Genomic DNA, 23,173 nt, shown 5'->3' with positions numbered 1-23,173 from the left:
GGCGCATCCGTCCTACCATTCCAGGATGGCCCCGCCGGTGCTGCGGATGGTCCAGTCCGGCGCCATCTGCCCCGAGCGCTTGCGGCCGACAACCGGATCCTGGATCACGCCATCCGCCAGCTTGTCCTGGCGCACGCGCTCGTACTCATCCCCGCTGACGCGCAGCCCCCAGCGGGACACATTCGCGGTGCGCCTGTCCTCCTCGGAGGTCACCGGCACCTCCACCGCACGCCCATCCGGCCCCACCGCCTCGACGATCAGATAGAAGTTCCGCCCCCGCGGATTGGTCGGCGGCACGCGCCAGACACCGGAGGGCTCACCGGGCCTCGACACGATGCGCACCGTATATTCCTGCGCCAGGTTACGCTGCAGCGCCTGCAGCCGAGCCAGGCGGTCCCGCGCATCTGCCAGCGCCCCGGCCCGGGCGGCCGCCTCGCCCTCGGAGACCAGCCGGTCCGCCTGGGCGAGCACGTTCGGCGCCTGGGTCGTCGCGGCGACGCGCGCGCGCTCGGCGCGCAGCCCTTCGGGGATGCCGGTGCGGAGTTCCTCCTGCTGCGCCACGCGCGCTCGCTCGGCCGGCAGATGCACGCCGAACCACCAGCCCCCGCCCGCCAGCAGCAGCGCGCCGAGCCCGAACAGAAGCGCGCGGCCCCAGCGCGCCCGCGTCACCCACAGCGTGGCGAGGCTGCGCGAGAAGGAGGGCGGCGTGGGCTGGTAGACGAAGCGCTGCTCCTCCAGCGAGGCCACGCCTTCCTCCAGGATGCGGTCGGGAACCTCGATGCCCTGGGTGGCATAGATCTCCCGCAGCCGGCGCTTCAGCTGGGCGCGGCGTTCCTCCCCGCCCAGCTCGCGCTCGACCAGCCGCTCGGCATGGCGGAGCGTGTCCACCACATCCATCGCCAGCATCGTCTCATCGAGCGGGGCCGCGGTGGGCGCCTCGCCGCGCGGTGGGCTGCCGGTGGAGGGAACCGAAGCCGCGGTGTCAGACGGCATTCGCGGGCAGCGCCGTGCCCTCCCGCGCCAGCCGCGCCAGCCGCCGCTTCGCATCCTCGACCGCGCGGCTGATCTCCTGGCTGTTCGCCGTCGCCTCCCGCCGCATTTCGTCGATGATCTCGCGCGAGCGCTCCTGGTAGTTCACCACGGAATCCACCAGGCGCTTCACCGCCTCGGCACGGATGGTCGGGCCGTAGCCGGCGCGGATCGCATCCTCCTGCACCTTGCCGCCGATCTCGGCCAGCACCTCCAGGCTCTGGTTCACGCCGGCCTTCATGCCTTCCAGCGTGCGCGTGCTCTCATTCAGCCCGTGCAGCCCGGTGAAGGTGGCCGTCAGCGCCGTCAGCACCGCCTCATTGGTCGAGAAGAAGGAGACGGATTGCTGCCACACGCGTTCCTTCGCGCTCGTGGTCTGCACCAGCCGCGCCATGATGACCTCGGAGGTGTTGTAGGAGACGGTCAGGTTGTCCGAGAGATCCTTCGCAACCTGGTAGACGCCCTCCTCGGATTGCAGCGCGCGCAACGCCTCGTCTCGCGTCAGCTCCAGCCGGGCGCGCTCGGGCGGGGCAACGGCGCTGGCGGCCTCCACGGCCTTCGAGGCCTCGTCCATCCGCTGCCGCGCCGCCTCCAGCCGGGCCTGGGCCTTCTGCAGCACCTCATAGGCCATCACCTCGGCTTCCTTCATCGCGCCGCGGAAGTCGCGATAGGCCTCGAGGATGGCGTGCTCGCGCTCGACCTGCTCCTTGGTGTCCCGCGAAACCTCGACATAGGTGCCGCGGATCTTGTCGAAGCGGTCGGCGATGTCGCCGCGCGTCACCTTCTGCCAGACGTTGGAAAGCCGCTCCATCGTGCTGATCCGGCCGTCCTCGACCTGGGTCACCATCGACCGCGCGTCGTCGCGGATGGAGTTGAAGGCTTCGGTGATCTCCTCGTAGCGCTGGCCGATCTCCACCGCGCGGATCTGCTCGCGCACCATTTCGTTGAAATGCGTCGCCTGCACCAGCACGCGGGCGATGAGCGCGACGCGGTCGGGATCCAGGTCGCTGACCTTCTGCAGCAGCCCCGTGATCGGGTTCTCCTGCGCGGCGCCGGTCGGCGGAAGCGGCAGGCCCATGTCGCGCAGCGCGGTCATGGCCTTGTCCAGATAGCGCATCGGCTGGGCGGCGATGGCCGTGCCGGTCACCTGCTGCTGCATGGCGTCAAACCTCCCTGGTGGCATCCCCCATAGCCGTGAGGGACGGGCGAGGCCAATAAACTCCCCGCTGACGGCCCGGTTCCATGGCCGAACGCCGCCACAGCTGGCGGCGCGGCTCAGGCGGCGCGGCTCAGGCGGCGGGGGCGGCGCGCAGGCGGCTGACGCGCAGCAGCCCCTCGCGCTCCAGCAGCGGATGGGCGATGCCGGCGAGATGGCCGGCGATGGCCTTCAGGTCCCGCGTCACGTCCAGCGCCAGCCGGGCGGTGGCGGCGGTGGCGTCGTCCGGGCTGCGGCCCAGCCGCGCAGCGGCATTGCGCTCCGCCTGGCGCCAGGCTTCCTTCTCGACCACCAGTTGCCGGGCGGCGGCGGAATCCCCGCCCATGAAGACGGCCACAGCCAGGCGGAGCTGGGCGATGGCGCGCTCATGCAGCGCCGCCAGCTCATCGGCCAGGTCATTCGGCAGCAGCGTCCCGCGCCGCGCCGCCCGGGTGGCGTGGCGGGCGAGGCCGCGCTCCACCATGTCCCCGATATGCTCCAGGGCGATGGCCACGTCCCGGATCTCCTCCAGCCGGGTGACCTCGGCCTTGTTCAGCGTCTCGCGCGGCAGAGTGGCGAGATAGGCGTGGACGGCGCGGTGCAGGTTGTCCACCACGTCGTCGCGCCGGGCCGTCGCGCGGGCACGGTCGATATCGGCGCGGCGCAGCGCGGCGGCGGCATCGCGCAGCATTGCCTCCACCTCATCGGCGATGCGCAGAACCTCGCGCGAGGCATTGGCCAGGGCCACCGCCGGCATGGCGACGGCGCCGGGGTCCAGGTAGCGCGGCGCGGCGGCATCGGCCGCGGCCGGCGGCGCGGGCAGCAGCCAGGTGAGCAGCCGCCCGAATGGGCCGAGGAAGGGCAGGGTCACCAGGGCGAGGATCAGGTTAAAGCCGAGATGCGCATTCGCCACGAGCCGCGCCGGGTTGGGGTCCAGCACCCGCAGGGCATCGGTCAGCGGGCCGATCAGCGCCAGGGCCAGCAGGGCGCCGGCCAGCCGGTTCACCAGATTGCCGATCGGCAGCCGCTGGCGGGAAAGGTCTCCCTCCTCGTTGCGCGCGGCCAGCACCGGGGTGATGGCGCTGCCGAGATTGGCGCCCACCACCATGGCGATCGCCGCCTGCGGGCCCAGCACCCCGGCCCCGGCCAGGGAGCCGATCAGCAGCACGGCGGCGACCGAGGAATGCATCGCCCAGGCCAGCAGCGCGGCCGCCACGAGGTTCAGCAGCGGCGAGCCTTCCAGCAGGTGCAGCACCTCCCGGAAGGCCGGCGAGGCCTGCAGCGGCGCCATGCTCTCCAGCATCATGTGCAGGGCGGCGAGCATCAGTCCGAGGCCCAGCACGGCGCGCCCGGCCTCCCGCTGCCGGGTGCTGGTCCGGCGATAGGCGGCCCAGCCGAGCAGCAGCATGGCCGGGAAGATGGCCCGCACGTCGAAGGACAGCAGCTGAACGATCAGCGCGGTGCCGACATTGGCGCCCAGCATGGCAGCCAGCGCCGGCTCCAGCCCCAGCGTGCCGCGTGCGGCCAGCCCGCTCACCATCAGCGCGGCGGCGGTGCTGCTCTGCAGCGCGGCGGTGACGCCCAGCCCGGCCAGGAAGGCGCGCAGGCGGGAGCCGAGAGCCACGCTGACGACCCGGCGCAGATTGGCCCCGAAGGCGCGCTCGATCCCGCGCTGCACCAGATGCAGCCCGAAGAGAAGAAGCGCCGCTTCCCCCGCCAGTTCGATCAGCAGCCGTAATGCGTCCAACGCCACCTCCGGTAGGAGCCTGCCATATAAGCGTCATACTGGCCGGTTTGCACGCATCATGTGGAACCTCCGGCATGAATGAGGTGGGATGCAACCCGCCTCGGGGGTTCCCGCAGAGCCGCTCCTGCCGATACGCTTCCCGTCCCATCCGGGAGGCGGAACGATGAACGGGACCTATGGCCGCGCCGAGGCGAAGCCTTTCGCCCGCGCGCATCTGCGCGGGATCTGGTGCGCGGCGCCAACCCCCTTCCGCCCCGACCTCTCGCTCGACGAGGCGGGATTCCGGGCCAACCTGCGGCACTGGTTCACCGAGTTGGGCGTGGACGGCGTCTTTGTCGCCGGCAAGCAGGGCGAGTTCTTCTCCATGTCGGTCGCGGAGCGGAAACGCTGCTTCACCATCGCGGCGGAGGTGGCGCGGGACTGCGGGCGCCGCACCATCATGTCCTGCTCCGACCAGAACCTCGACACGGTGCTTGAACTGGCCGCCCATGCCGAGGAATGCGGCGCCGACTTCATCGTCGTCCACGCCCCGGTGCTGCACTTCCTGCATGAGCGCGACGAGACGCTGCTCGAATACTACCGCCACATCGGGGAGCGTACGCGGCTGGGCATCGCCCTCTGGTCCCATCCGGACAGCGGCTACCTGATGAGCCCGGACCTCTGCCTGAGGCTGGCCGAAATCCCGAGCGTCGTGGCGATCAAATACTCTGTCCCGCGCGGGATGTATGCCGAGCTGTCCCGCCGCGCGGGCGACGCCCTGCTGGTCAGCACGGCCAGCGAGGAGGAATGGCTCGACAACATCCTGGAACTGGGCTGGCGCCTCTATCTCTGCTCTGCGCCACCCGCCCTGCTCCAGACGGCGGCCGACACAAGGATGCGCGAATACACCGACCTCGCCTTCGCGGGGCGCGCGGCGGAGGCGCGCCGCGTCTTCGACAGCCTCGCCCCGGTGCGGCAGGCCATCCGCTCCACCAAGCCGGGCGGCAAGCCGCCGGCCCATACGAAATACTGCATGGAGCTGCTGGGGCAGGCGGGCGGGCCGGTCAGGCGACCGATGCTGAATCTGACGGAGGCGGAGCGGGCGGCAACGCGGGCGGCCTTTGCCTCCTGCGGGCTTAAGTTCGCGGGCCGGCAGGCCGCCGAGTGAGGCCCGTGGGGGCGCCGCCCCCACACCCCTGCCGGGGGGCGGACGCGCCTCCCGGACCCCGCGGTGAGGAAGCGAGATGAAGCAGCCGTTCGACTTCAGGAAATGGATTGCCGAGAACGAGCATCTGCTCAAGCCGCCGGTGGGCAACAAGCTGCTCTTCGAGGGGGCGGACACGGTCGTGCAGATCGTGGGCGGGCCGAACCAGCGCGTGGACTTCCACGACGACCCGGTGGAGGAGTTCTTCTACCAGCTGCGCGGCGACATGGTGCTCAAGGTGCACCAGGACGGCCGCATCCAGGACATCCCCATCCGGGAGGGACAGGTCTTCCTCCTGCCCGCCCATGTGCCCCATTCGCCGCAGCGGCCCCAGCCGGGCTCGGTTGGGCTGGTGGTGGAAGGGGCGCGTCCGCCGGGGGCGAGGGACGCCTTCGAATGGTATTGCTTCACCTGCAACACCCGCGTCCACCGGATCGAACTGGTGGTGCAGGACATCGTGAAGGACCTGCCACCCCTCTACGCCGATTTCTACGCCTCGGAGGAGAAGCGCACCTGCCCGCATTGCGGCACGCTCCACCCCGGCAAGACGCCGCCTGAGGGCTGGGTAAGCCTCTGAGCAGCGCGCGGCTGTGGACGCGGCGGAGCAAACTCCTTTAGGCTTCAACGAAACCGACGGAGGCTTCCCATGTCCATCCAACGCCGCGGGTTCCTGGCCTCTGGCGCGGCCCTCGGGCTGGCGCCGCTCGCGCGCCCCGCTTTGGCCCAGGGCGCGCCGCTGAAGATCGGGATGATCACCACCCTTTCCGGTCCGGGCAGCTATCTCGGCCAGGACATCCGCGATGCCTTCCTGCTGGCGGTGGAGATGGAGGGCGGCAAGCTCGGCGGCGCCCCGGTGCAGGTGATGGTGGAGGATGACGCGCTGCGCCCCGGCCAGGGCAAGCAGATCGCCGACCGCTTCCTGAAGAACGAGCGCATCAAGCTTCTGACCGGCATCGTCTTCTCCAACGTGCTCGGCGCGGTCGCGCCGGACGTACTGGATGCGGGCGGCATCTATGTCTCGCCCAACGCCTCGCCCTCGAACCTGGCGGGGAAGGAATGCCACAAGAACTTCTGGTCCATCGCCTGGCAGAACGACAGCCTGCATGAAAGCGCGGGGCAGCTGGCGACCAATCTGGGCCAGAAGAAGATGTTCATCCTCGCGCCGAACTACCAGGCGGGGCGGGATGCCATCACCGGCTTCAAGCGGCTCTACAAGGGCCAGATCGCGGGCGAGGTCTATACCCGCCTCGACCAGACCGACTACGCGGCCGAGATGGCGCAGATCCGCGCCGCCGCGCCCGATGGCGTGTACCAGTTCCACCCGGGCGGCCTCGGCATTGCCTTTGTGCGGCAATACATCCAGGCCGGGCTGCTGGCGAATGTGCCGATGACCCTCGCCTCTCCCTCGATGGACAGCACGACACTCGCGGCGGTGGGCGATGCCGCTGTCGGCGTCAACGTCACCAGCCACTGGAACAGCGACTTCGACAATGCCGCGAGCAAGCGCTTCGTCGCCGCCTTCCAGCAGAAGTACGGCCGCCTGCCCACCTATTACGCGCAGCAGGGCTTCGACACCGCGCTCGCCATCGCCGCCGCGCTGAAGGGCACCGGCGGCAAGGTCGACGACACCGAGGCCTTCTACCGCGCCATGAAGCCCGCCAGCTTCGAGAGCACGCGCGGCAAGTTCCGCTTCGGCACCAACAACCACCCGGTGCAGGACTGGTTCGCGCTGAAGGTGGAGAATGTCGGCGGCAGGCCGGCGCTGGTCACCAAGGACCGCGTGCTGACCGACCACGGGGATGCCTACGCCTCCCAGTGCCGCTTCTGAGGCGCGCGGCGTGGCGCTTCTGCTGGAGCAGTTGCTGAACGGCGTCCAGCTTGGCGTCATGCTGTTTCTTCTCGCGGCCGGGCTGACCCTGGTCTTCGGGATCATGGGCGTGATCAACCTCGCCCATGGCTCGCTCTACATGGTCGGCGCCTATGCGGCGGCGGTCACTGCCAGCGCCACGGGTTCCGCCATCCTCTCGCTGCTGGCGGGCCTCGTGGCGGCGGCTGCCGTGGGAATGGCGCTGGAATACGTCGTACTGCGCCGCCTCTATGCGCGGGACCATCTGGACCAGGTGCTGGCGACCTTCGGGCTGATCCTGTTCTTCAACCAGGGCATGGTCCTGCTCTTCGGCCGGCAGCCCCTCTTCGTGGACGTGCCCGAGGCACTGCAGGGCTTCGTCCGCGTGCTGCCGGGCATCGACTACCCGGTCTACCGCCTCGTCATCATCGCCATCGGGTTGATGGTGGCCTTCGGCCTCTACTGGCTGATCCAGCGCACGCGCATCGGCATGCTGGTGCGCGCGGGCGCGACGCACCGGGAAATGGTGCGGGCGCTCGGCGTGGATGTGCGGCTGCTCTACACGCTCGTCTTCGGCCTCGGCGCGCTGCTGGCGGGGCTCGCCGGGCTCATGGCCGGCCCGATCCTGTCGGTGCAGCCGGGAATGGGGGAGCAGATCCTCATCACCACCTTCGTCGTCGTCGTGATCGGCGGCATCGGCTCCGTGCGCGGCGCGCTTTTCGGGGCGGTGCTGGTGGGCGTGGTGGACACCATGCTCCGCGCCTATGTCCCCGGCCTGCTGCGCGAGGTGATGGCCGGATCGGAAGCGGATGCGCTGGGCGCGGGCCTCGCCTCCATGGGGGTCTATCTCCTGATGGCGTTGGTGCTGCTCGTTAAGCCGCGCGGATTGTTCCCCGCCCATGCGTAACCTCTGGCGCGACGAACGCAGCTGGACGGTGCTACTGCTGGTGCTGGCCGCCTTCATCCCGGTGGTGGCGCCGATGCTCGACAGCCCCGCGACCACAGGCCTCGCGACGCGCATCGCCATCTACGCCATCGCCGCCTCCTCGCTGAACCTGCTGCTGGGCCAGGGCGGTCTGGTCTCCTTCGGCCATGCCGCCTATTTCGGCCTGGGCGGCTATGTGGTCGGCATCCTCTACGCGCATTGGTCGTCGGGTGATCCGTTCCTCGGCCTCATCCCGGGTTCGAACGACCTGCTGGTGACCATGCCGCTCGCCATCCTGGTGGGCGGGCTCGGCGCCGCCATCATCGGCGCGTTGTCGCTGCGCACCGCCGGCGTGCAGTTCATCATGATCACCCTCGCCTTCGCGCAGATGCTGTTCTTCCTGTTCGTCTCGCTGCAGGCCTATGGCGGAGACGATGGCCTTGCCATCCGCCGCGTCGCCCCTGTGCTCGGGATGAACCTGCGCGATCCCGCCACCCTCTACTGGATCTGCCTCGGCCTGCTGGCGCTCTGGCTCTTCCTCATGGACCGCGTCACGCGCTCCCGCTTCGGCCGCGTGCTCGCGGGCGTGCGGCAGGGGGAGCGCCGGATGGCCGCCATCGGCATCCGCACCTATCTCTACAAGCTGGTGGCCTTCGTCATTGCCGGCATGGGCGCCGCCATGGCGGGTGCGCTGATGGTGAACTACGCGCGCTTCGTCTCGCCCGACATGATGCACTGGACCAAGTCCGGCGAGCTGATGGTGATGGTCATCCTCGGCGGCCTCGGCACCCTCGTCGGCCCCGTGCTGGGCGCGGCGGCGCTGGTGGGGCTGGAATACACCCTCTCCGGCCTCACCGAGCACTGGCAGTTCGTCCTCGGCCCCATCCTCGTTGTCATCGTGCTCTTCGCGCGCGGCGGGCTGATGGGCGCTGTGCGGCGGATCGCCGGTCCGCCCGCCCTGCACAACGCGCAGCCCCTGCCACCGGCTGAGCTTCCGCCCGCCAAACCCGTGCCGGAGTCCGCGGCACATGGCTGAACCGGTCCTTTCCGTGCAGCACCTAATGAAGCGCTTTGGCGGCCTGACCGCGACGGACGACCTTTCGCTGGAGGTGATGCCGGGTGAGCTGCATGCGTTGATCGGTCCCAACGGCGCCGGCAAGACCACCGCCATCGGCCAGATCATGGGCGAGATCCGTCCCGATGCCGGCCGCATCCTTTTCCTCGGCGAGGAGATCACGCGCCTCTCCACTCCCGCCCGCGTGCGGCGTGGCCTGTCGCGCAGCTTCCAGATCACCCAATTGCTTGAGGACGACACGGCGGAAGCGAATGTCGCCCTCGCCGTGCAGGCCCGCGCCGGCCACGGCTTCCGCTTCTGGCGCGATGCTTCGCGCGATGCGCGCCTGCTGGAACCCGCAGGCGCCGCACTGGACCAAGTGGGATTGCCGCCCGCGCGCTGGAACCTGCCGGTGGCCGACCTGTCGCATGGCGAGCGCAAGCAGCTCGAACTCGCCGTCGCCCTCGCCACTGGCCCGCGCCTGCTGCTGCTGGACGAGCCCATGGCCGGCCTCGGCGCCAGCGAGAGCCTGCGGATGACCGAGGTGCTGCGCGCCTTGAAGGGCCGCATCCCCATCCTGCTGGTGGAGCACGACATGGATGCCGTGTTCAGCCTCGCCGACCGCATCTCCGTGCTGGTCTACGGCCATTGCATCGCCTCTGGCACGCCGGCGCAGATCCGCGCCGATCCGCAGGTGCGCGCCGCCTATCTCTCCGAGGAGGAGGCCGTCTGATGCTGCGGGTGGAAGGGCTGCAGGCAGGCTATGGCGCGGCCCAGGTACTGTTCGACGTTAACCTGCAAGTGGGCCCGGGGGAGGTGGTGACGCTGCTCGGCCGCAACGGCATGGGCAAGACGACGACGGTTCGCGCCATCATGGGCCTGAACCCGCCGCGTGGCGGAAAGGTGGAATTCCGCGGCGCTCTGGTCTCGGGTCTGCCGCCCGAAGGCGTGGCCCGCCGCGGCATCGGCCTGGTCCCCGAGGGCCGGCAGGTCTTCCCAACGCTGACGGTGCGCGAGAACCTCGTCGCCACCGCCGCCGATCGCGAGAATGCCGCAAACCCCTGGACGCTGGAGCGTGTGTTCTCCCTCTTCCCCCGCCTGCGCGAACGCGCCGGCCAATCCGCGCGCACGCTGTCGGGCGGGGAGCAGCAGATGCTGGCGATCGGCCGCGCGTTGATGACCAACCCGCATCTCCTCATCCTCGACGAGGCGACGGAAGGTCTGGCCCCCGTGATCCGCGCCGAGATCTGGGCCACGCTGACCGCCCTTAAGGCCGAGGGCCAGGCGATCCTGCTGATCGACAAGACCCTGGCCGCGCTGCGCCGCCTGGCAGACCGCCACACCGTGCTGGAAAAGGGCCGCACCGTCTGGACCGGCACCGGCGAGGAGCTGGACCGGGACTCCGCCCGCATCCGCTCCTGGATCGGCGTCTGACGCGCGCCACGCCATCAAACCGATAAAAATAGAAGGGGGCCCGGGGGATACCTCCCCCGGCCTTCCGGAGCTCCTGATGGACACCACCACCCTCGACCGCGAATACAACGCCCGCGCCACCACCCCCAACGTGCTCGACATCCTGGCCGAGTACCGCACGCGCACCGACGCCGCGAAGGCCGTGCTGGACTGGTCCACCCACTCCTATGGCGGGACCGAACCCGAGCGGCTGGACATCTACCCCGCCCAGGCCACCGGCCCTGCCCCCGTGCTGGTCTTCATCCATGGCGGCTACTGGCACGCCCTCGATGCCGCCGATTCCGGCTCCATGGCCCCCGCCTACGTCATGGCCGGCGCCTGCGTGGTCTCGGTGAACTACACCCTGGCGCCGGTGGCCTCGCTGGACCGGATCGTCGAGGAATGCCGGCGGGCGCTGGCCTGGGTGCACCGAAACATCGCGCAGTTCGGGGGCGACGCCGCGCGCATCCACCTGGCCGGCAGCAGCGCGGGCGGGCACTTGGCCGCGATGCTTCTCTCCCCCGGCTGGCAGGCGGGCTTCGGCCTTCCCGAGCGCCCGGTGGCAGGGGCCACGCTCCTCTCCGGCCTGTTCGACCTGACCCCCATCCCGCAGACCCATATCAACGAATGGATGAAGCTGGACGCAGCGGCCGCGGCGCGGAACAGCCCGGCCCTGCTGCCGCTGCCCTCCGGCCTACCGGTGGTTTTGGCGTTCGGCGACACGGAAACGGCCGCGTTCAAGCGCCAGACCGCGGATTTCGCCGCCGCGCTGCGCGGGGCCGGGTGCATGGCGGAGGTGGTGTCGCCCCGCCCCGGCTCGAACCACTTCGATCTCATCTTCGATTTCGGGGAGCCGGGCAACCCGCTGCATGATGCGACGCGGCGGTTGATGGGATTGTAAGCTGCGGGCATCTGGACAGGATCGCCGCGCCGTCGCATGCCAGACCGTTCCACTAAGGGGTACGGTGATGGTCGAGCAGGTGATGAAGAGCACAGCCTATCAGGAGGCGCTGCGGCATCTGGCAGCGGGGCATGAGCGCTTCGTCGAGGAGACCATCACCCTCACCGAGATCCCGGCCCCCTTTTTCCAGGAGGAGGAGCGCGGGAAGGCCTATCTCGCCATGCTGCGCGACGCCGGCCTCGAGGATTGCGAGATGGACGCCGAGGGCAATGTGATGGGCCTCCGGCGTGGCCTCGGCAACGGCCAGCTCATCGTGGTCGCCGCGCATCTGGACACGGTCTTTCCCCCCGGCACGGATCTGAAGGTCCGGCGGGAAGGCACCCGCCTCTACGCGCCCGGCATCGGCGACGACACGCGCAGCCTGGCTATGAACCTGGCCTTCCTGCGCGCCATGGATGCCGCCGGCATCCGCACGAAGCATGACATCCTCTTCGTCGGAAATGTCGGCGAGGAAGGGCTGGGCGACCTTCGGGGCATGCGCTTCCTCTTCACCAAGGGCCGCTATGCCGGCCGGATCGCCGCCTTCATCTCCGTGGAAGGCCCGATGGGCATGGGGACCATCGTCTCCGGCGCCACCGGCTCGCTGCGCTACCGCGTCGCCTTCCGCGGCCCCGGCGGGCACAGCTTCATGGATTTCGGCATCGTCAGCCCCTCCTTCGCCATGGCGGAGGCCATCGCCGGCCTGTCGCGCATCGAGGTCCCGAAGGAGCCGCGCACGACCTTCAGCGCCAGCGTGGTCGGCGGCGGCACCTCGGTGAACTCCATCCCGAACGAGGTATGGGTGGAGGTCGACCTGCGCTCGGACTCCGCCCAGGAGCTTGCTCGCATCGACCACACCTTCCGCGGCATCGTGCAGCGCGCGGTGGAAGCGGAGAACGCCACGCGCAACACCGCGAAGGGCGCGGTGACGGTGGAGCTGAAGAAGATCGGCGACCGCCCGGCCGGCCCGATCGGCCGCGACAGCGAGCTCGTCGCCAATGCCACCGCAGCCGCCCGCGCCCTGGGCTACACGCCGAAGACCGTGGCCAGCTCGACGGATGCCAGCATTCCGATCTCGCTCGGCATCCCGGGGATCGCGGTCAGCGCCGGGGCAGGGGCCGGCGCGCATACGCTGGACGAATGGGTGGATGTGGCGCCCGAGCAGACGCTGCATGACATGCAGCTGGCCTTCGCGACGCTGCTGCAGACGGCGGGAATGGAGGTCTAGGCGGCCCCAGGGGCTTTGCCCCTGGACCCCGCCAGGGTGGCGGCGTCCACCCCGGCCCCCGCGTTTGAGTGGGCTGTTAGCGCTGCGCCCGCCGCTGCGCCGCCACGGCCCCGGCCGGGCTGCCAACGCGTGTCGCCTGGTCGTCCCGCGCGCCGGTGATGTTGGCGGCGCAGGTGCCGTTCTCGGCCATCAGCCGGTAGCCCGTGGCGGTGGGGCCGCAGGCGCGGATGAGGTCGTCCCGGTGCGGGCCACGGGCGTCGAAGACATCGCGCACGAACTTGTCCACCTCGGTGTTCGCCTGGGTCTTGTCGGCCGGCGACTTGGGCGAGACGGCGATGCAGGCGCGCCAGGCGGCCACGGCATCGTCACAGGTGGCATCGCCGGTGGAAGGCGGCGTGACCGCATTGGCGATGGATTGCGAGCGAAGCCGCTGCGCGGAGGCAGGGCCCGCAGCCAGCAGGGAGGTCGCCAGGAGCAGGGCCGGAACAACCAGCAGGGCAAGGCGCATGGGCGTGCGTTTCCCGATCGGATGGGGCCGGGACATCAGGCCGGCAAGCGTCGGATCGCGGCGGAGGCGCGCGGCCCGGGACAGGGCGCCATGCTACCTCCGAGCCTGATCCCATGTCACGCGACAAGAATCCCGTTTTTGCATTCGCTATCCCCTGTGCGGAACAGGCCGGCTGCTCCGGCCTTGGCGGCGGGGGGTCGCAACGGGCATAGACAGCCCATGGCAACCTCCCCGCCCTGGCCCGCCTCGAACACCGACGCGCCTCCGGCCGCTCCCGCGGCCCCTTTTCCGGGCGTGCTGGATGCCGACCTGCTGCTGGACCGCCGCCGGCTGAAGCGCAGCCGCGGGCTCTGGCGGGCCCTGGCGGTGCTGGTGGTGATCGGCAGCCTGGCCTTCGCCTTCGCAGGCCCGGCGACGGAAGGATCGGCCTTCGCTGCCCTGCGCGGCCCGCATCTCCTGCGGCTCACCGTCTCCGGCACCATCGCGGATGACCGGCGGCTGATCGAGGCGATCGACCGCGCCGCCAAGTCGGACAGCGTCCGTGGCATGGTGCTGGCGGTGGACAGCCCCGGCGGCACCGTCTCCGGCGGAGAGGCACTGCATGGGGCACTGACGCGCTTCCGCGCCGCCAACAAGCCCCTGGTTGCCGTGTTCGGCGGCATGGCGGCCTCCGCCGGCTACATGATCGCCATGCCCGCCGAGCGCGTCTTCGCGCGGGAAGGCAGCGTCACCGGCTCGATCGGCGTGATGCTGCAATCCTTCGATGCGCAGGAGGCGATGCGTCTGCTCGGCCTGCGGGCCGAGGCAATTACCTCCGGCCCGCTGAAGGACCAGCCCAGCCCCTTCCGGCCACTGAGCGAGGAAGGCCGCGCCGCCCTGCGCGCCGTGGTCGACGACCTGCATTCCCAGTTCGTGCACATGGTCTCCGAGGGCCGGCACATGCCGGAGGAGCGGGTGCGCGCCATAGCCGACGGGCGGATCATGACCGGCCGCCAGGCCCTGGCCGCCGGGCTGATCGATGCCATCGGCGGCGAGCAGGAAGCCCGCGCCCACTTGGCCGCCACCCACGGGATCGATGCCGACCTGCCGATGCGCGACCTGCGCTCGCGCGACCTGCGGGACCGGGCCTTCGGGGCCATGCTGGGCGAAGCCTTCGGGGCCGCTTTCGGGTTAACCTTTGCAAATTCCCTGAAAAGCGTGATTTCAGAAGGACTTGGCGTTGACGGCGCCTGGGCGCTTTGGCAGCCTTGGGGTCGTTGAGGGGCCCCCCTTTCGGGGCTGGGGAGACGCGCGAGCCGGATGACGAAGTCGGAACTCATCGCGGCCCTGTCAGCGGCCAATCCGCATCTGCGCCAGCCGGACGTGGAGCTGATCGTGGCCACGATCTTCGAGGAGATCACCGCCGCCCTCGCGCGCGGGGACCGGGTGGAGCTGCGCGGCTTCGGCGCCTTCTCGGCCAAGAAGCGGGATGCGCGCACGGGCCGCAACCCGCGGACCGGGGAGTCCGTTGCCGTCTCCGGCAAGGCCGTCCCCTACTTCAAGCCCGGCAAGGAGCTGCGCGAGCGGGTGAATGGTGGCCCGCTGCAGCAATCGCGCCGTGCCGCCGCCAAGGCGGACGGCTGACACTTCGGGAGTACCGCCCATGTGGCGTTGGTTGCTGATCGGGCCCCTGCTGCTCGTCATCGTGCTGTTCGCGCTGTCCAACATGCAGCCGGTCGCGGTCGGGCTCTGGCCCTTCGACCTCACCTGGCAGACGCCGCTGGCCCTTGCCGTGCTGCTCGTCTCGGCCCTGGCCTTCCTGCTGGGGGCTTTCGTGTCCTGGGCAGCCGGCATGCCCTCGCGCCGCCGGATGCGCGCGCGGATCCGGGCGGGCGAGGCGGCGCAGGCGGAGCTGAGTGAGCTGCGGGCGCGGGAAGCCAAGCGCGTGGAAGCCGAGACGCTGGCGCAGGACCAGGCGATGTATTCGGGAACCGGAAGCCGGGCCGTGCGGGTGGCCGGGTAACGCCCTCCATTCCCGGAAACGGCACCGCCACCGCCACCGCTACCCCCCGGGGCGTCGCCCTGGTGCCGGTGCCCATCTGCTATTCATTGGCCCATTCCGCCGCGACCATGCCGGCGGCGTGACGAGCCGTCTCCTCCCCATCGCTTGATGCGGCATCCCTGGGTCCTGCCTTTCCGGCACGGCCACAGCGCGGAAATAGAACCATGCGCCAGTCCATTGCCATCTGCCTCCTGCTCCCCGTCCTCGCAGGGCCCGCCCTTGCACAGAACCCGTCGCGCGTCTCGCTCTATGCAGGTGGCTCGCTGAGCCTGGCGGATGAGAACGACATGTTCGGCGGCACGGACCGCTACTACAGCAACGGGCTTTCGCTGCAGTGGAGCTCACCGGCCGCGACGCCCGCCGGGCCCGTGGCCTGGCTCGACCGGCAGTTCGACTGGCTGCTCGGCCCCGGCGAGTTCCGCTGGGGCCTGTCGCTGGAACAGGCCATCTTCACGCCGGAGGAGATCCGGCGCCACGTCCCGGACCCGACGGACCGCCCCTATGCCGGCCACCTCTCCGGCTCGCTGAGCCTGGAGCGCGCCACGGAGCGGATGCGGACCGTGCTGTCCTTCCAGCTCGGCGTCATCGGTGCCGCCTCAGGGGGCGAGTTCGTGCAGAACCGCTGGCACGACGTGATCAACAAGCACCACGCCGAAGGCTGGGACCATCAGCTGCGGGACGAGGTGACCTTCGGCATGCTGGCCGAACGCCAGTGGCGCGTGCCCACCGGCCAGCTCGGCGGATTGGACACGGAGGTCATTCCCGCGACGAGCCTCGCCCTGGGGACCGCCTATACCTATGCCGGGGCCGGTGCGGTGTTCCGCATCGGCGACGCGCTCGGGGCTGATTGGGGCCCCGTCCGGCTGACGCCGACCATCAACCGCTCGCCCCTGGCGCGGCCGCAAGAGGAGTTCGGCTGGTACCTGTTCGGCGGGGCCGGCGGGCGCGTCGTCGCCCGCAATCTCTTCCTGGACGGCAATACCTTCCGCGACAGCCCGAGCGTGGACCGCCGCTGGGTGGTGGGCGAGGCGCAGCTCGGCGCGGCCGTGCTGTGGCAGGGCATGCGGCTGGCCTATACCCATGTCTGGCAGTCCAAGGAGTTCCAGCAGCAGAAGGGCGGGCACAGCTTCGGCTCCATCAGCCTGACGGTTCCCTTCTGACCGGCTCCTTCTGACCGGCTCCTTCTGGCGGACCTTCGGACAGCCTCGCCTCCATACCCGGCCGGCCCGCGGGTCTGCTACGAGGGGCCATGCCAGACCGCTTCCGCCGCGTGCCGCCCTTCCTCTGGATCGCCACGGCGGCGCTGCTCCTGATCCTGGCCTGGCATGGCCTGCCGCTGATCCAGTCCCTGCTGCTCGGAACCCAGGCCGAGCCGCGCGTCATCACCCCGCGCGGCAACCTCGCCGAGGACGAGCGCAGCACCATCGCGCTCTTCGAGGCGGCGCGCAGCTCGGTCGTCTTCATCTCGACCACGGAGCGCGTCCTCGCCCCCTGGTCGCGCAACGCGCTGAACGTGCCGCGCGGCACCGGATCGGGCTTCGTCTGGGACGCGGCCGGGCATGTCGTGACCAATCACCACGTCCTGGCCGGCGCATCGGGCGCTACGGTCCGCCTCGCGGATGGCCGGGCCTTCAGTGCGGCCCTCGTCGGCACCAGCCCGGCGCATGACTTGGCTGTGCTGCGGATCGGCGTCGCCATCGGCCGCCCATCGCCGCTGCCCATCGGCACCAGCGCCGACCTGCGCGTGGGCCAGAAGGTCTTCGCCATCGGCAATCCCTTCGGCCTGGACTGGACGCTCACCACCGGCATCATCTCGGCCCTGAACCGCGAGCTGCCGGCCCAGGCGGGCAGCGTCATGGTCGGGCTTGTCCAGACCGACGCCGCCATCAATCCCGGCAATTCCGGCGGCCCGCTGCTCGACAGCGCCGGACGGCTGATCGGCGTGAACACGGCCATCTTCAGCCCCTCGGGCGCCAGTGCCGGGATCGGCTTCGCCGTGCCGGTGGATGTGGTGAACCGCGTCGTCCCGCGCCTGATCGCCGATGGGGGCTATGTCCGGTCAGACCTCGGCATCCGCACGGATGCGCAGCTGAACGAGGCGCTCTCCGCCCGCCTCGGCGTCCAGGGTGTCTTCGTGCTGGACGTGGTCCCCGGCTCCACCGCCGCCATAGCCGGATTGCGCCCTGCGCAGCTCACCGCCGATGGCGGCTTCATCCCGGGCGACATCATCATCGCCGTGGCCGGCCGGCCGGTCTCGCGGGTGCCCGAACTCCTGGCGGCGCTGGACCAATACGATCCCGGGGCCACGGTCGGCCTGACCATCCTGCGCGGCGGGCGCAGCATCACCCTGGATATCCCGCTGCAGGCAGGCGGCAGGTGAGGCACCAAGGAGTGTGAGCCCGGCTGCCGCGCCGCGAGGCCCTACAGGGGCCTAGTCGGGCAGCGTGCCGTCCGCCTTCAGCACTTCCCCGGCCAGATAGAGGCTCCCGCAGATCAGCACCCGCCCTGGTGGCCCTTCCATGGCCGCCAGCGCATCCGCCACCCGCGGCCCCGACCGGGCGATGCCCCCGGAGGCCGCCACGATCTCCTCCGGCGGCACCGCGAGGTGCTGTCCCGGCTCCGCCACCGCCCAGGCCGAGGTCGCGAAGGGCAGGAGGGGCGCGAGGAATTCGGTCACCGCCTTCGACTGCTTCATCCCGACCACAAGGTGCAGCGGCCGGTCGGACCAGCCCCGCAGCTGCTCCGCCAGGGCGAGGCCCGCGCCCGGATTGTGCCCGCCATCGAGCCAGAGTTCCCAGCCAGGCGGCAGGCTGGCTGCCAAGGCGCCGTGCAGCCGTTGCAGCCGGGCCGGCCAGCTGGCCGTGGCAAGGCCCCGCGCAATGGCGGCCTCGGTCAGCCAGGGTGGGTTCCATGCGCGCAGGGCGGCGATGGCAATGCCCGCATTATCCGCCTGATGCGGGCCAGGAAGCGCGGGGCGGGGCAGGCGCAGGCTGCCCCCGGCATCCCGGTAGAGCAGCGCATCGCCCTCGAACCCGGCCTCCCACTCGCGCCCGCGGGCGAGCAGTGCCGCGCCACGCGAGGCGGCCTCGGCCTGCAGCACCGCAAGCGCCTCGGGCGGCTGGGTGCCGGTCGCCACGGGAACGCCTGGCTTGATGATGCCTGCCTTCTCCCCGGCGATCTTCGCCAGGCTGTCGCCCAGGAAGTCCATATGGTCCATCGAGATGGAAGCAATGGCGCAGGCCGCCGGCCTGTCCACCACATTGGTGGCGTCGAAGCGCCCGCCCAGCCCGACCTCCAGCACCATCAGATCGGCCGGGACGCGGCTGAAGAGGAGCAGGGCGGCGGCGGTCGTCACCTCGAAGACCGTGATCGGCTGCCCACCGTTCCGCGCCTCCACCTCCTCCAGCGCGGCGGCAAGCACGTCCTCCTCCACCAGCCGCCCGGCAAGCCGGATGCGCTCATGGAAACGGACAAGATGCGGCGAGGTATAGGCATGGACCCGCTGGCCCGCCGCCTCGGCGATCGCGCGAAGGAAAGCGCAGGTGCTGCCCTTGCCGTTGGTCCCCGCCACATGGACCACCGGCGGCAGGTGCCGCTCGGGATTGCCGAGGGCATCCAGGCAGCGCTGCAGCCGCTCCAGGCTGAGATCGATCAGCTTGGGGTGCAGGGCGTGCAGCCGGTCGATGATCTGCTCGGACCGGCCAGCGGAGGCGGCGCCCGGAGGAAGTCGCAGCCCGGCGGGGGCGCCGGGCGGGGTTTGGGTAGCAGGGGCGTCGGCCATGGCCGGGGTCTTCCGGTGCGAAGGTCCGGGCCGGCAACCTCCGGCCGGGGCCGCCCCGCGCGGGGCGCGCGGGGCGGGAAGCTGGTCCGGCCTATTCCGCCGGGGCGGCCGGCACGGTGAGCGCGATCACCTCCGCCTCCGGCGCCGGGGCGGCGGCGGGGCGCAGGAAGCCGATCAGCCGGGACAGGGTCTCGCGCATCTCCTGGCGGCGCACCACCATGTCCAGGATACCGTGCTCCAGCAGGTATTCTGCCCGCTGGAAGCCCTCGGGCAGCTTCTCCCGCACCGTCTGCTCGATCACGCGCGCGCCGGCGAAGCCGATCAGCGCGCCGGGCTCGGCGATCTGGATGTCGCCCAGCATGGCGAAGCTGGCCGTCACGCCACCCGTCGTCGGGTCGCAGAGCACCACGATGAAGGGCAGCCCGGCCTCCTTCACCATCCGCGTCGCGATCACCGTGCGCGGCATCTGCATCAGCGAGACCGCGCCCTCCTGCATGCGGGCGCCGCCCGAGGCGGTGAAGATGATGAGCGGCGCGTCCTGCAGCACGGCCAGGCGGGCGGCGGTGACGATGCCCTCGCCCACCCCGGCGCCCATGGAGCCTCCCATGAAGGCGAATTCGAAGGCGGCGGCGACGGCCGGCTTGCCGTCAATGGTGCCATGGGCAACGGCGATCGCGTCATCCATGCCGTTCTTCTGCTGGGCCTCGCGTAGCCGGTCGCCATAGCGGCGGCTGTCGCGGAAGCGCAGCGGGTCGGCGGGCGCGCGCGGCAGCTCGATCCGGGCCCAGCCGGGGTCCAACGTATAGTCCAGGCGCCGCTGGGCGGAGATCCGCATGTGGTGCCCGCATTTCGGGCAGACATGCAGGTTCCGCTCCAGGTCCTGGTGGAAGATCATCTCCCCGCAATGCGGGCACTTGATCCAGAGGTTCTCCGGCACGTCGCGCTTGGTGCCGAACAGCGTCTGTATCTTGGGCAGCGCCCAGTCGGAGATCCAGTTCATCTCACCCCTATCCGCTGCCCCAATCCTGCGCGGCCCGCGCGATTCCAGGCCGCATGCGCCCCGGGGCGCCAGCCGGGCGGGAGGTAGGCGCGTCGGGCCGCCGGACGCAAGGGGCAGCATCGCACTGCAGCCATAGACCGATGTGGGGTCCTGCGCGTTATCCTGCGCGCCATGGCAGCCGAAGATCCCTACAAGACCCTTGGCATCAGCCGGACGGCCAAGCCGGACGAGATCCGCAAGGCCTTCCGTAAAATTGCCAAGAAGGACCATCCGGATCTCAACCCGGGCGACAAGGCGGCGGAGCAGCGCTTCAAGGCGGCCAACGCCGCCCATGACCTGCTCTCCGATCCCGAGAAGCGCGCGCGCTTCGACCGGGGCGAGATCGACGCGGCCGGGCAGGAAGTGCCCCCGCGCGGCTACTACCGCGACCATGCCGAAGGCGCGCAGGGCACCCGCTACCAGGCCGGTGGGGGCAATCCCTTCGGCGGCGGCGGTCGCGGCTGGACCGGCGCCTCGGGCGATCTCGACCCGGAGGACCTGGAGGACATCCTGGGCATGTTCCGCCAACGGACTGAGCCGCCCCGCGCCCGCCGCGGCCGCGACGCCCAGTACCGACTGGCCGTCGATTTCCTCGATGCGGTGAACGGCGCCACAAAGCGCCTGACCCTGCCGGACGGGCGGGACCTGGATGTGCGCATCCCGCCGGGACTGGAGGACGGCCAGGTGCTGCGCCTGCGCGGCCGCGGCACCCCGGGCATGCAGGGTGCGCCGGATGGCGACGCGCTGATCGAGGTGGCCGTCGGTCCTCACCCCTTCTACGAGCGCGATGGCCGCGACCTGCGGATGGAGCTGCCCGTCACGCTCTCCGAGGCGGTGCTGGGCGCTAAGGTCCCGGTGCCGACACCGCGGGGCGAGGTGATGCTCACCGTCCCACCCCGCTCCGATGCCGGCACGCAGATGCGGCTGCGCGGGCGCGGGGTGGCCGAAGGCGGCGGCAATCCCGCCGGGGACCTGATCGTCACGCTGCGCCTGGTTCTCGGGCCGGTGGACGACCGGCTGGAGGAATTCCTGCGAGGCTGGGCGCCGGACCATCCCACCGATCCGCGCGCGGAGATGCGGAGGCGGGCATGATCGGGTTGGAAGCGGTGCTGCATCGCGTTTCGGGGCTCGACGAGGCGCGGCTGAACGCATGGATTGAGGAAGGCTGGGTTCGGCCGGAGCGCCAGGCAGACGGCTTCGTGTTCCAGGAGATCGACATCGCCCGTTGCCAGCTCATCCTCGAACTGCGCGACGAGCTGGAGGTGGACGAGGCGGCGATGCCGGTGGTGCTCACCCTGCTGGACCAGCTGCACCAGACCCGCCGCCAACTCCGGCGGGTGGCCGAGGCGCTGGAACAGGCCCGGGCGAACCGTGGTGCCTGATCCGGTGGAGCCGGATATTTCAGGAAGCGTCGGTGCACTGAGCGCGACGCTGCTCGGCGCGGCGCTGGATGTCGCGGGGCTCGCGGTGATCATCACCGAGGCGCGGCTCGATCCCCCGGGGCCTGCCATCTGCTACGCCAATGCCTGCTTCGAGGCGATGAGCGGCTATGCCACCGCCGAGTTGATCGGCCGCACCCCGCGCATCCTGCAGGGGCCGGACACCGAACGCGCGGAGCTGAACCGGCTGCGACGGGAGCTGGAGGCGCGGCAGCGCTTCATCGGCCGGGCGACGAACTACCGCAGGAACGGCGAGCCCTTCACCAACCAGTGGATCATCACCCCGATCCACGGGCCGGACGGAGCGCTGACCCATTGGCTATCCATCCAGCGCCACGGCGCGGAGCAGGCGCTGGATGCCAAGGCCTTGCAGCACCGCACGGCGGAGCTGCTGGGCACGGTGCGGGCCATCGCGGCGCGGACGCTGACGACGCCTGGGGATGGCGCGGCCTTCGGCAACCGCCTCGCGGCGCTCGGCCGCGCCCAGGCCATGGGCGCGACGCTGGAGGACATCCTGCGTGATGCGCTCGACCCGCTGCGCCCGGATGGCGCGCAGGTCACCCTGCTCGGCCCGCGCCTCGTCCTGCCGCCGGGCATGGCAGAGCCGCTGGCCCTCGCCCTGCACGAGCTGGCGGCAAATGCGGCGCGCCACGGGGCCCTCGCGGCGCCCGACGGGCGGCTCTCGGTGACATGGCGGGCGAAGGGCGAGGGCGCGGCACGCCGGCTCCTGCTGGACTGGCGCGAACGCGGCGTCTCGCCGCCCGCCGAGGCGCAGGCGCGACGCGGCTATGGGCGGCAGGTGATCGAGGAGGCGCTGGGCTTCGCGCTCGGTGGGGAAAGCCGGCTGCGCTTCGAGCCGGACGGAATGTCCTGCGCCATCATCCTGCCGCTGGCACGGTGAAGGGCCGGGGGAATTTCCCGGCCCCTCGTCTCAGTTCCCCGCGCGGCGCGTGCCGAGATAGTCCCGCACGGTGAGCCAGGCTGTGGCCTGCAGGAAGCGCGCGGTCTCGGCATCCAGCCCCGCCGTGTAGCTGTTGCCCTCGGGCGAGCTGCCGAAGATCGCGGCATAGGTGGTGGCGGCGGCGAGATAGGTACCCGCCAGGCTCGGATGCCGCTTGTCCGCGACATAGAGGTTGAGGTTCGGCCGCTCGCGGACGCTGCGCGCGAAGGCAAGGCCAGCGGGGATCACCAGCGCGTTGTTGTCGTTGCCGGCGCGGGTATAGGCATCGGCCAGCTGCTGCGTCATCTCGGGCTTGTCGGCATAGGCCCAGGACATGAAGAACACCGGCTTCGCGCCATGCCGCCGCACCGTCTCGCTATTGCGCTTGGCGAAGTCGGTGAAGACCGAGGACAGGCGCGGATGGATCGGGCACTGGCTGCAATCCATCATGATCGCGATGTCGAATAGCCGGGTGTTGTTGTTGAAGACGACTTCGTTGTTCTGATCGAAGGAGTAGGAACCGATGGCATTGGGACGGAAATACGAATTCACGTCGTGCCAGTCGAAGCCCGAGCCGCTGATGGTGACGGAGGTGCTGCGGAAGGGGCGCGTCTCGCCCGCGCCGCGCAGCAGGTTCGTCACATGCCCATGCATCGAGTTGTTGTAGTAGAAGAAGCTGTTGCCGATGTAGATCGCCGAGGCAGGGCGCTCGTCGAGCGCCTGCACGGCCGGGCGGGCCTGCTGCGCCTCACTCGCGGCGGCCGTGCCGAGCACCAGCGCAGCCGCAAGGGCAAGCCGCCGGGCGACGGTCAATGCGGACATCTTC

General features: G+C 70.6%; 24 protein-coding genes. 17 read left to right on the top strand and 7 right to left on the bottom strand.

Going from position 1 to position 23,173, the window contains the following annotated elements:
- Positions 1-12: 12 nt before the first annotated feature.
- From GSE44_RS05805 to GSE44_RS05795, 3 genes are all read right to left on the bottom strand, one after another.
- Complete coding sequence (locus tag GSE44_RS05805) at positions 13-993, bottom strand: DUF6384 family protein (protein WP_159347852.1); 981 nt, start codon at positions 991-993, stop codon at positions 13-15.
- Positions 983-2,188 (bottom strand): cell surface protein, encoded by a 1,206-nt coding sequence (locus GSE44_RS05800; RefSeq protein ID WP_159347851.1) that lies wholly within the window; start codon positions 2,186-2,188, stop codon positions 983-985. The genes GSE44_RS05805 and GSE44_RS05800 overlap by 11 nt, the downstream gene beginning before the upstream one ends.
- A 130-nt stretch (positions 2,189-2,318) precedes the next feature.
- Positions 2,319-3,971, bottom strand: a complete 1,653-nt coding sequence (locus GSE44_RS05795) for a Na/Pi cotransporter family protein (protein ID WP_159347850.1) — start codon at positions 3,969-3,971, stop codon at positions 2,319-2,321.
- Positions 3,972-4,134: 163 nt separating this feature from the next.
- Between GSE44_RS05795 and GSE44_RS05790 the strand changes: the two genes are divergently transcribed.
- From GSE44_RS05790 to GSE44_RS05750, 9 genes are all read left to right on the top strand, one after another.
- Complete coding sequence (locus GSE44_RS05790) at positions 4,135-5,118, top strand: dihydrodipicolinate synthase family protein (RefSeq protein ID WP_159347849.1); 984 nt, start codon at positions 4,135-4,137, stop codon at positions 5,116-5,118.
- A gap of 76 nt (positions 5,119-5,194) precedes the next feature.
- Entirely contained in the window at positions 5,195-5,731 is a 537-nt protein-coding gene (locus tag GSE44_RS05785; protein WP_159347848.1) for a 3-hydroxyanthranilate 3,4-dioxygenase, read from the top strand.
- A 69-nt stretch (positions 5,732-5,800) separates the two neighbouring features.
- A complete protein-coding gene (locus GSE44_RS05780) occupies positions 5,801-6,982 on the top strand; it encodes an ABC transporter substrate-binding protein (protein ID WP_159347847.1) in 1,182 nt (393 codons plus the stop codon).
- 10 nt (positions 6,983-6,992) lie between these two features.
- The gene (locus GSE44_RS05775) at positions 6,993-7,907 is read left to right on the top strand and encodes a branched-chain amino acid ABC transporter permease (protein ID WP_159347846.1); all 915 of its coding nucleotides are present in this window, start codon (positions 6,993-6,995) and stop codon (positions 7,905-7,907) included.
- The gene (locus tag GSE44_RS05770) at positions 7,900-8,961 is read left to right on the top strand and encodes a branched-chain amino acid ABC transporter permease (RefSeq protein ID WP_159347845.1); all 1,062 of its coding nucleotides are present in this window, start codon (positions 7,900-7,902) and stop codon (positions 8,959-8,961) included. The genes GSE44_RS05775 and GSE44_RS05770 overlap by 8 nt, the downstream gene beginning before the upstream one ends.
- Positions 8,954-9,712 carry an ABC transporter ATP-binding protein gene (locus GSE44_RS05765; RefSeq protein WP_159347844.1) on the top strand — a complete coding sequence of 253 codons (759 nt, stop codon included), beginning with the start codon at positions 8,954-8,956 and terminating at the stop codon, positions 9,710-9,712. Before GSE44_RS05770 ends, GSE44_RS05765 begins: the two co-directional genes overlap by 8 nt.
- Entirely contained in the window at positions 9,712-10,413 is a 702-nt protein-coding gene (locus GSE44_RS05760; protein ID WP_159347843.1) for an ABC transporter ATP-binding protein, read from the top strand. Before GSE44_RS05765 ends, GSE44_RS05760 begins: the two co-directional genes overlap by 1 nt.
- A gap of 76 nt (positions 10,414-10,489) precedes the next feature.
- Entirely contained in the window at positions 10,490-11,332 is an 843-nt protein-coding gene (locus GSE44_RS05755; RefSeq protein ID WP_159347842.1) for an alpha/beta hydrolase, read from the top strand.
- A 67-nt stretch (positions 11,333-11,399) separates the two neighbouring features.
- On the top strand, positions 11,400-12,599 hold the full coding sequence (locus tag GSE44_RS05750) for a M20/M25/M40 family metallo-hydrolase (RefSeq protein ID WP_159347841.1): 1,200 nt from the start codon (positions 11,400-11,402) through the stop codon (positions 12,597-12,599).
- 76 nt (positions 12,600-12,675) lie between these two features.
- On the opposite strand, the gene GSE44_RS05745 is transcribed toward GSE44_RS05750, so the two are convergent.
- Positions 12,676-13,107, bottom strand: a complete 432-nt coding sequence (locus tag GSE44_RS05745; protein WP_159347840.1) for a hypothetical protein — start codon at positions 13,105-13,107, stop codon at positions 12,676-12,678.
- A gap of 219 nt (positions 13,108-13,326) precedes the next feature.
- Here GSE44_RS05745 and sppA point away from each other — a divergent pair, with 219 nt between their 5' ends.
- The 5 genes from sppA to GSE44_RS05720 all read left to right on the top strand — a co-directional run bounded on the left by sppA (position 13,327) and on the right by GSE44_RS05720 (position 17,528).
- Entirely contained in the window at positions 13,327-14,367 is a 1,041-nt protein-coding gene (sppA, locus tag GSE44_RS05740) for a signal peptide peptidase SppA (protein WP_159347839.1), read from the top strand.
- A gap of 39 nt (positions 14,368-14,406) precedes the next feature.
- Positions 14,407-14,730 carry an integration host factor subunit beta gene (ihfB, locus tag GSE44_RS05735; protein ID WP_159347838.1) on the top strand — a complete coding sequence of 108 codons (324 nt, stop codon included), beginning with the start codon at positions 14,407-14,409 and terminating at the stop codon, positions 14,728-14,730.
- A 19-nt stretch (positions 14,731-14,749) separates the two neighbouring features.
- Entirely contained in the window at positions 14,750-15,109 is a 360-nt protein-coding gene (locus tag GSE44_RS05730) for a lipopolysaccharide assembly protein LapA domain-containing protein (RefSeq protein ID WP_159347837.1), read from the top strand.
- Between the two features lie 203 nt (positions 15,110-15,312).
- Positions 15,313-16,308: a lipid A deacylase LpxR family protein gene (locus GSE44_RS05725; RefSeq protein ID WP_159347836.1), complete on the top strand. Its 996-nt coding sequence runs from the start codon at positions 15,313-15,315 to the stop codon at positions 16,306-16,308.
- Between the two features lie 89 nt (positions 16,309-16,397).
- A complete protein-coding gene (locus GSE44_RS05720; protein ID WP_159347835.1) occupies positions 16,398-17,528 on the top strand; it encodes a S1C family serine protease in 1,131 nt (376 codons plus the stop codon).
- Between the two features lie 51 nt (positions 17,529-17,579).
- Here the strand turns inward: GSE44_RS05720 and GSE44_RS05715 are convergent, their stop codons facing one another.
- Both GSE44_RS05715 and accD read right to left on the bottom strand, forming a co-directional pair.
- Positions 17,580-18,929, bottom strand: coding sequence for a bifunctional folylpolyglutamate synthase/dihydrofolate synthase (locus GSE44_RS05715; protein WP_159347834.1), 1,350 nt, complete (start codon positions 18,927-18,929; stop codon positions 17,580-17,582).
- A 91-nt stretch (positions 18,930-19,020) separates the two neighbouring features.
- Entirely contained in the window at positions 19,021-19,929 is a 909-nt protein-coding gene (gene accD / locus GSE44_RS05710) for an acetyl-CoA carboxylase, carboxyltransferase subunit beta (protein ID WP_159347833.1), read from the bottom strand.
- 171 nt (positions 19,930-20,100) lie between these two features.
- Between accD and GSE44_RS05705 the strand changes: the two genes are divergently transcribed.
- The 3 genes from GSE44_RS05705 to GSE44_RS05695 are packed head-to-tail and all read left to right on the top strand — an operon-like array spanning position 20,101 to position 22,308.
- Positions 20,101-21,060, top strand: a complete 960-nt coding sequence (locus GSE44_RS05705) for a DnaJ C-terminal domain-containing protein (protein ID WP_159347832.1) — start codon at positions 20,101-20,103, stop codon at positions 21,058-21,060.
- On the top strand, positions 21,057-21,350 hold the full coding sequence (locus GSE44_RS05700) for a chaperone modulator CbpM (protein WP_159347831.1): 294 nt from the start codon (positions 21,057-21,059) through the stop codon (positions 21,348-21,350). Before GSE44_RS05705 ends, GSE44_RS05700 begins: the two co-directional genes overlap by 4 nt.
- On the top strand, positions 21,343-22,308 hold the full coding sequence (locus GSE44_RS05695; protein ID WP_159347830.1) for a PAS domain S-box protein: 966 nt from the start codon (positions 21,343-21,345) through the stop codon (positions 22,306-22,308). The genes GSE44_RS05700 and GSE44_RS05695 overlap by 8 nt, the downstream gene beginning before the upstream one ends.
- 30 nt (positions 22,309-22,338) lie before the next feature.
- Here GSE44_RS05695 and GSE44_RS05690 read toward each other — a convergent pair whose 3' ends face one another.
- Entirely contained in the window at positions 22,339-23,169 is an 831-nt protein-coding gene (locus GSE44_RS05690) for a DUF4886 domain-containing protein (protein WP_159347829.1), read from the bottom strand.
- Between the last annotated feature and the right edge of the window lie 4 nt (positions 23,170-23,173).

This window comes from Muricoccus harenae (assembly GCF_009848505.1).
Lineage (GTDB): Bacteria > Pseudomonadota > Alphaproteobacteria > Acetobacterales > Acetobacteraceae > Roseomonas > Roseomonas harenae.
Note: the sequence above shows the minus strand (reverse complement) of the source record. Positions and strands in the feature narration are given on the sequence as shown.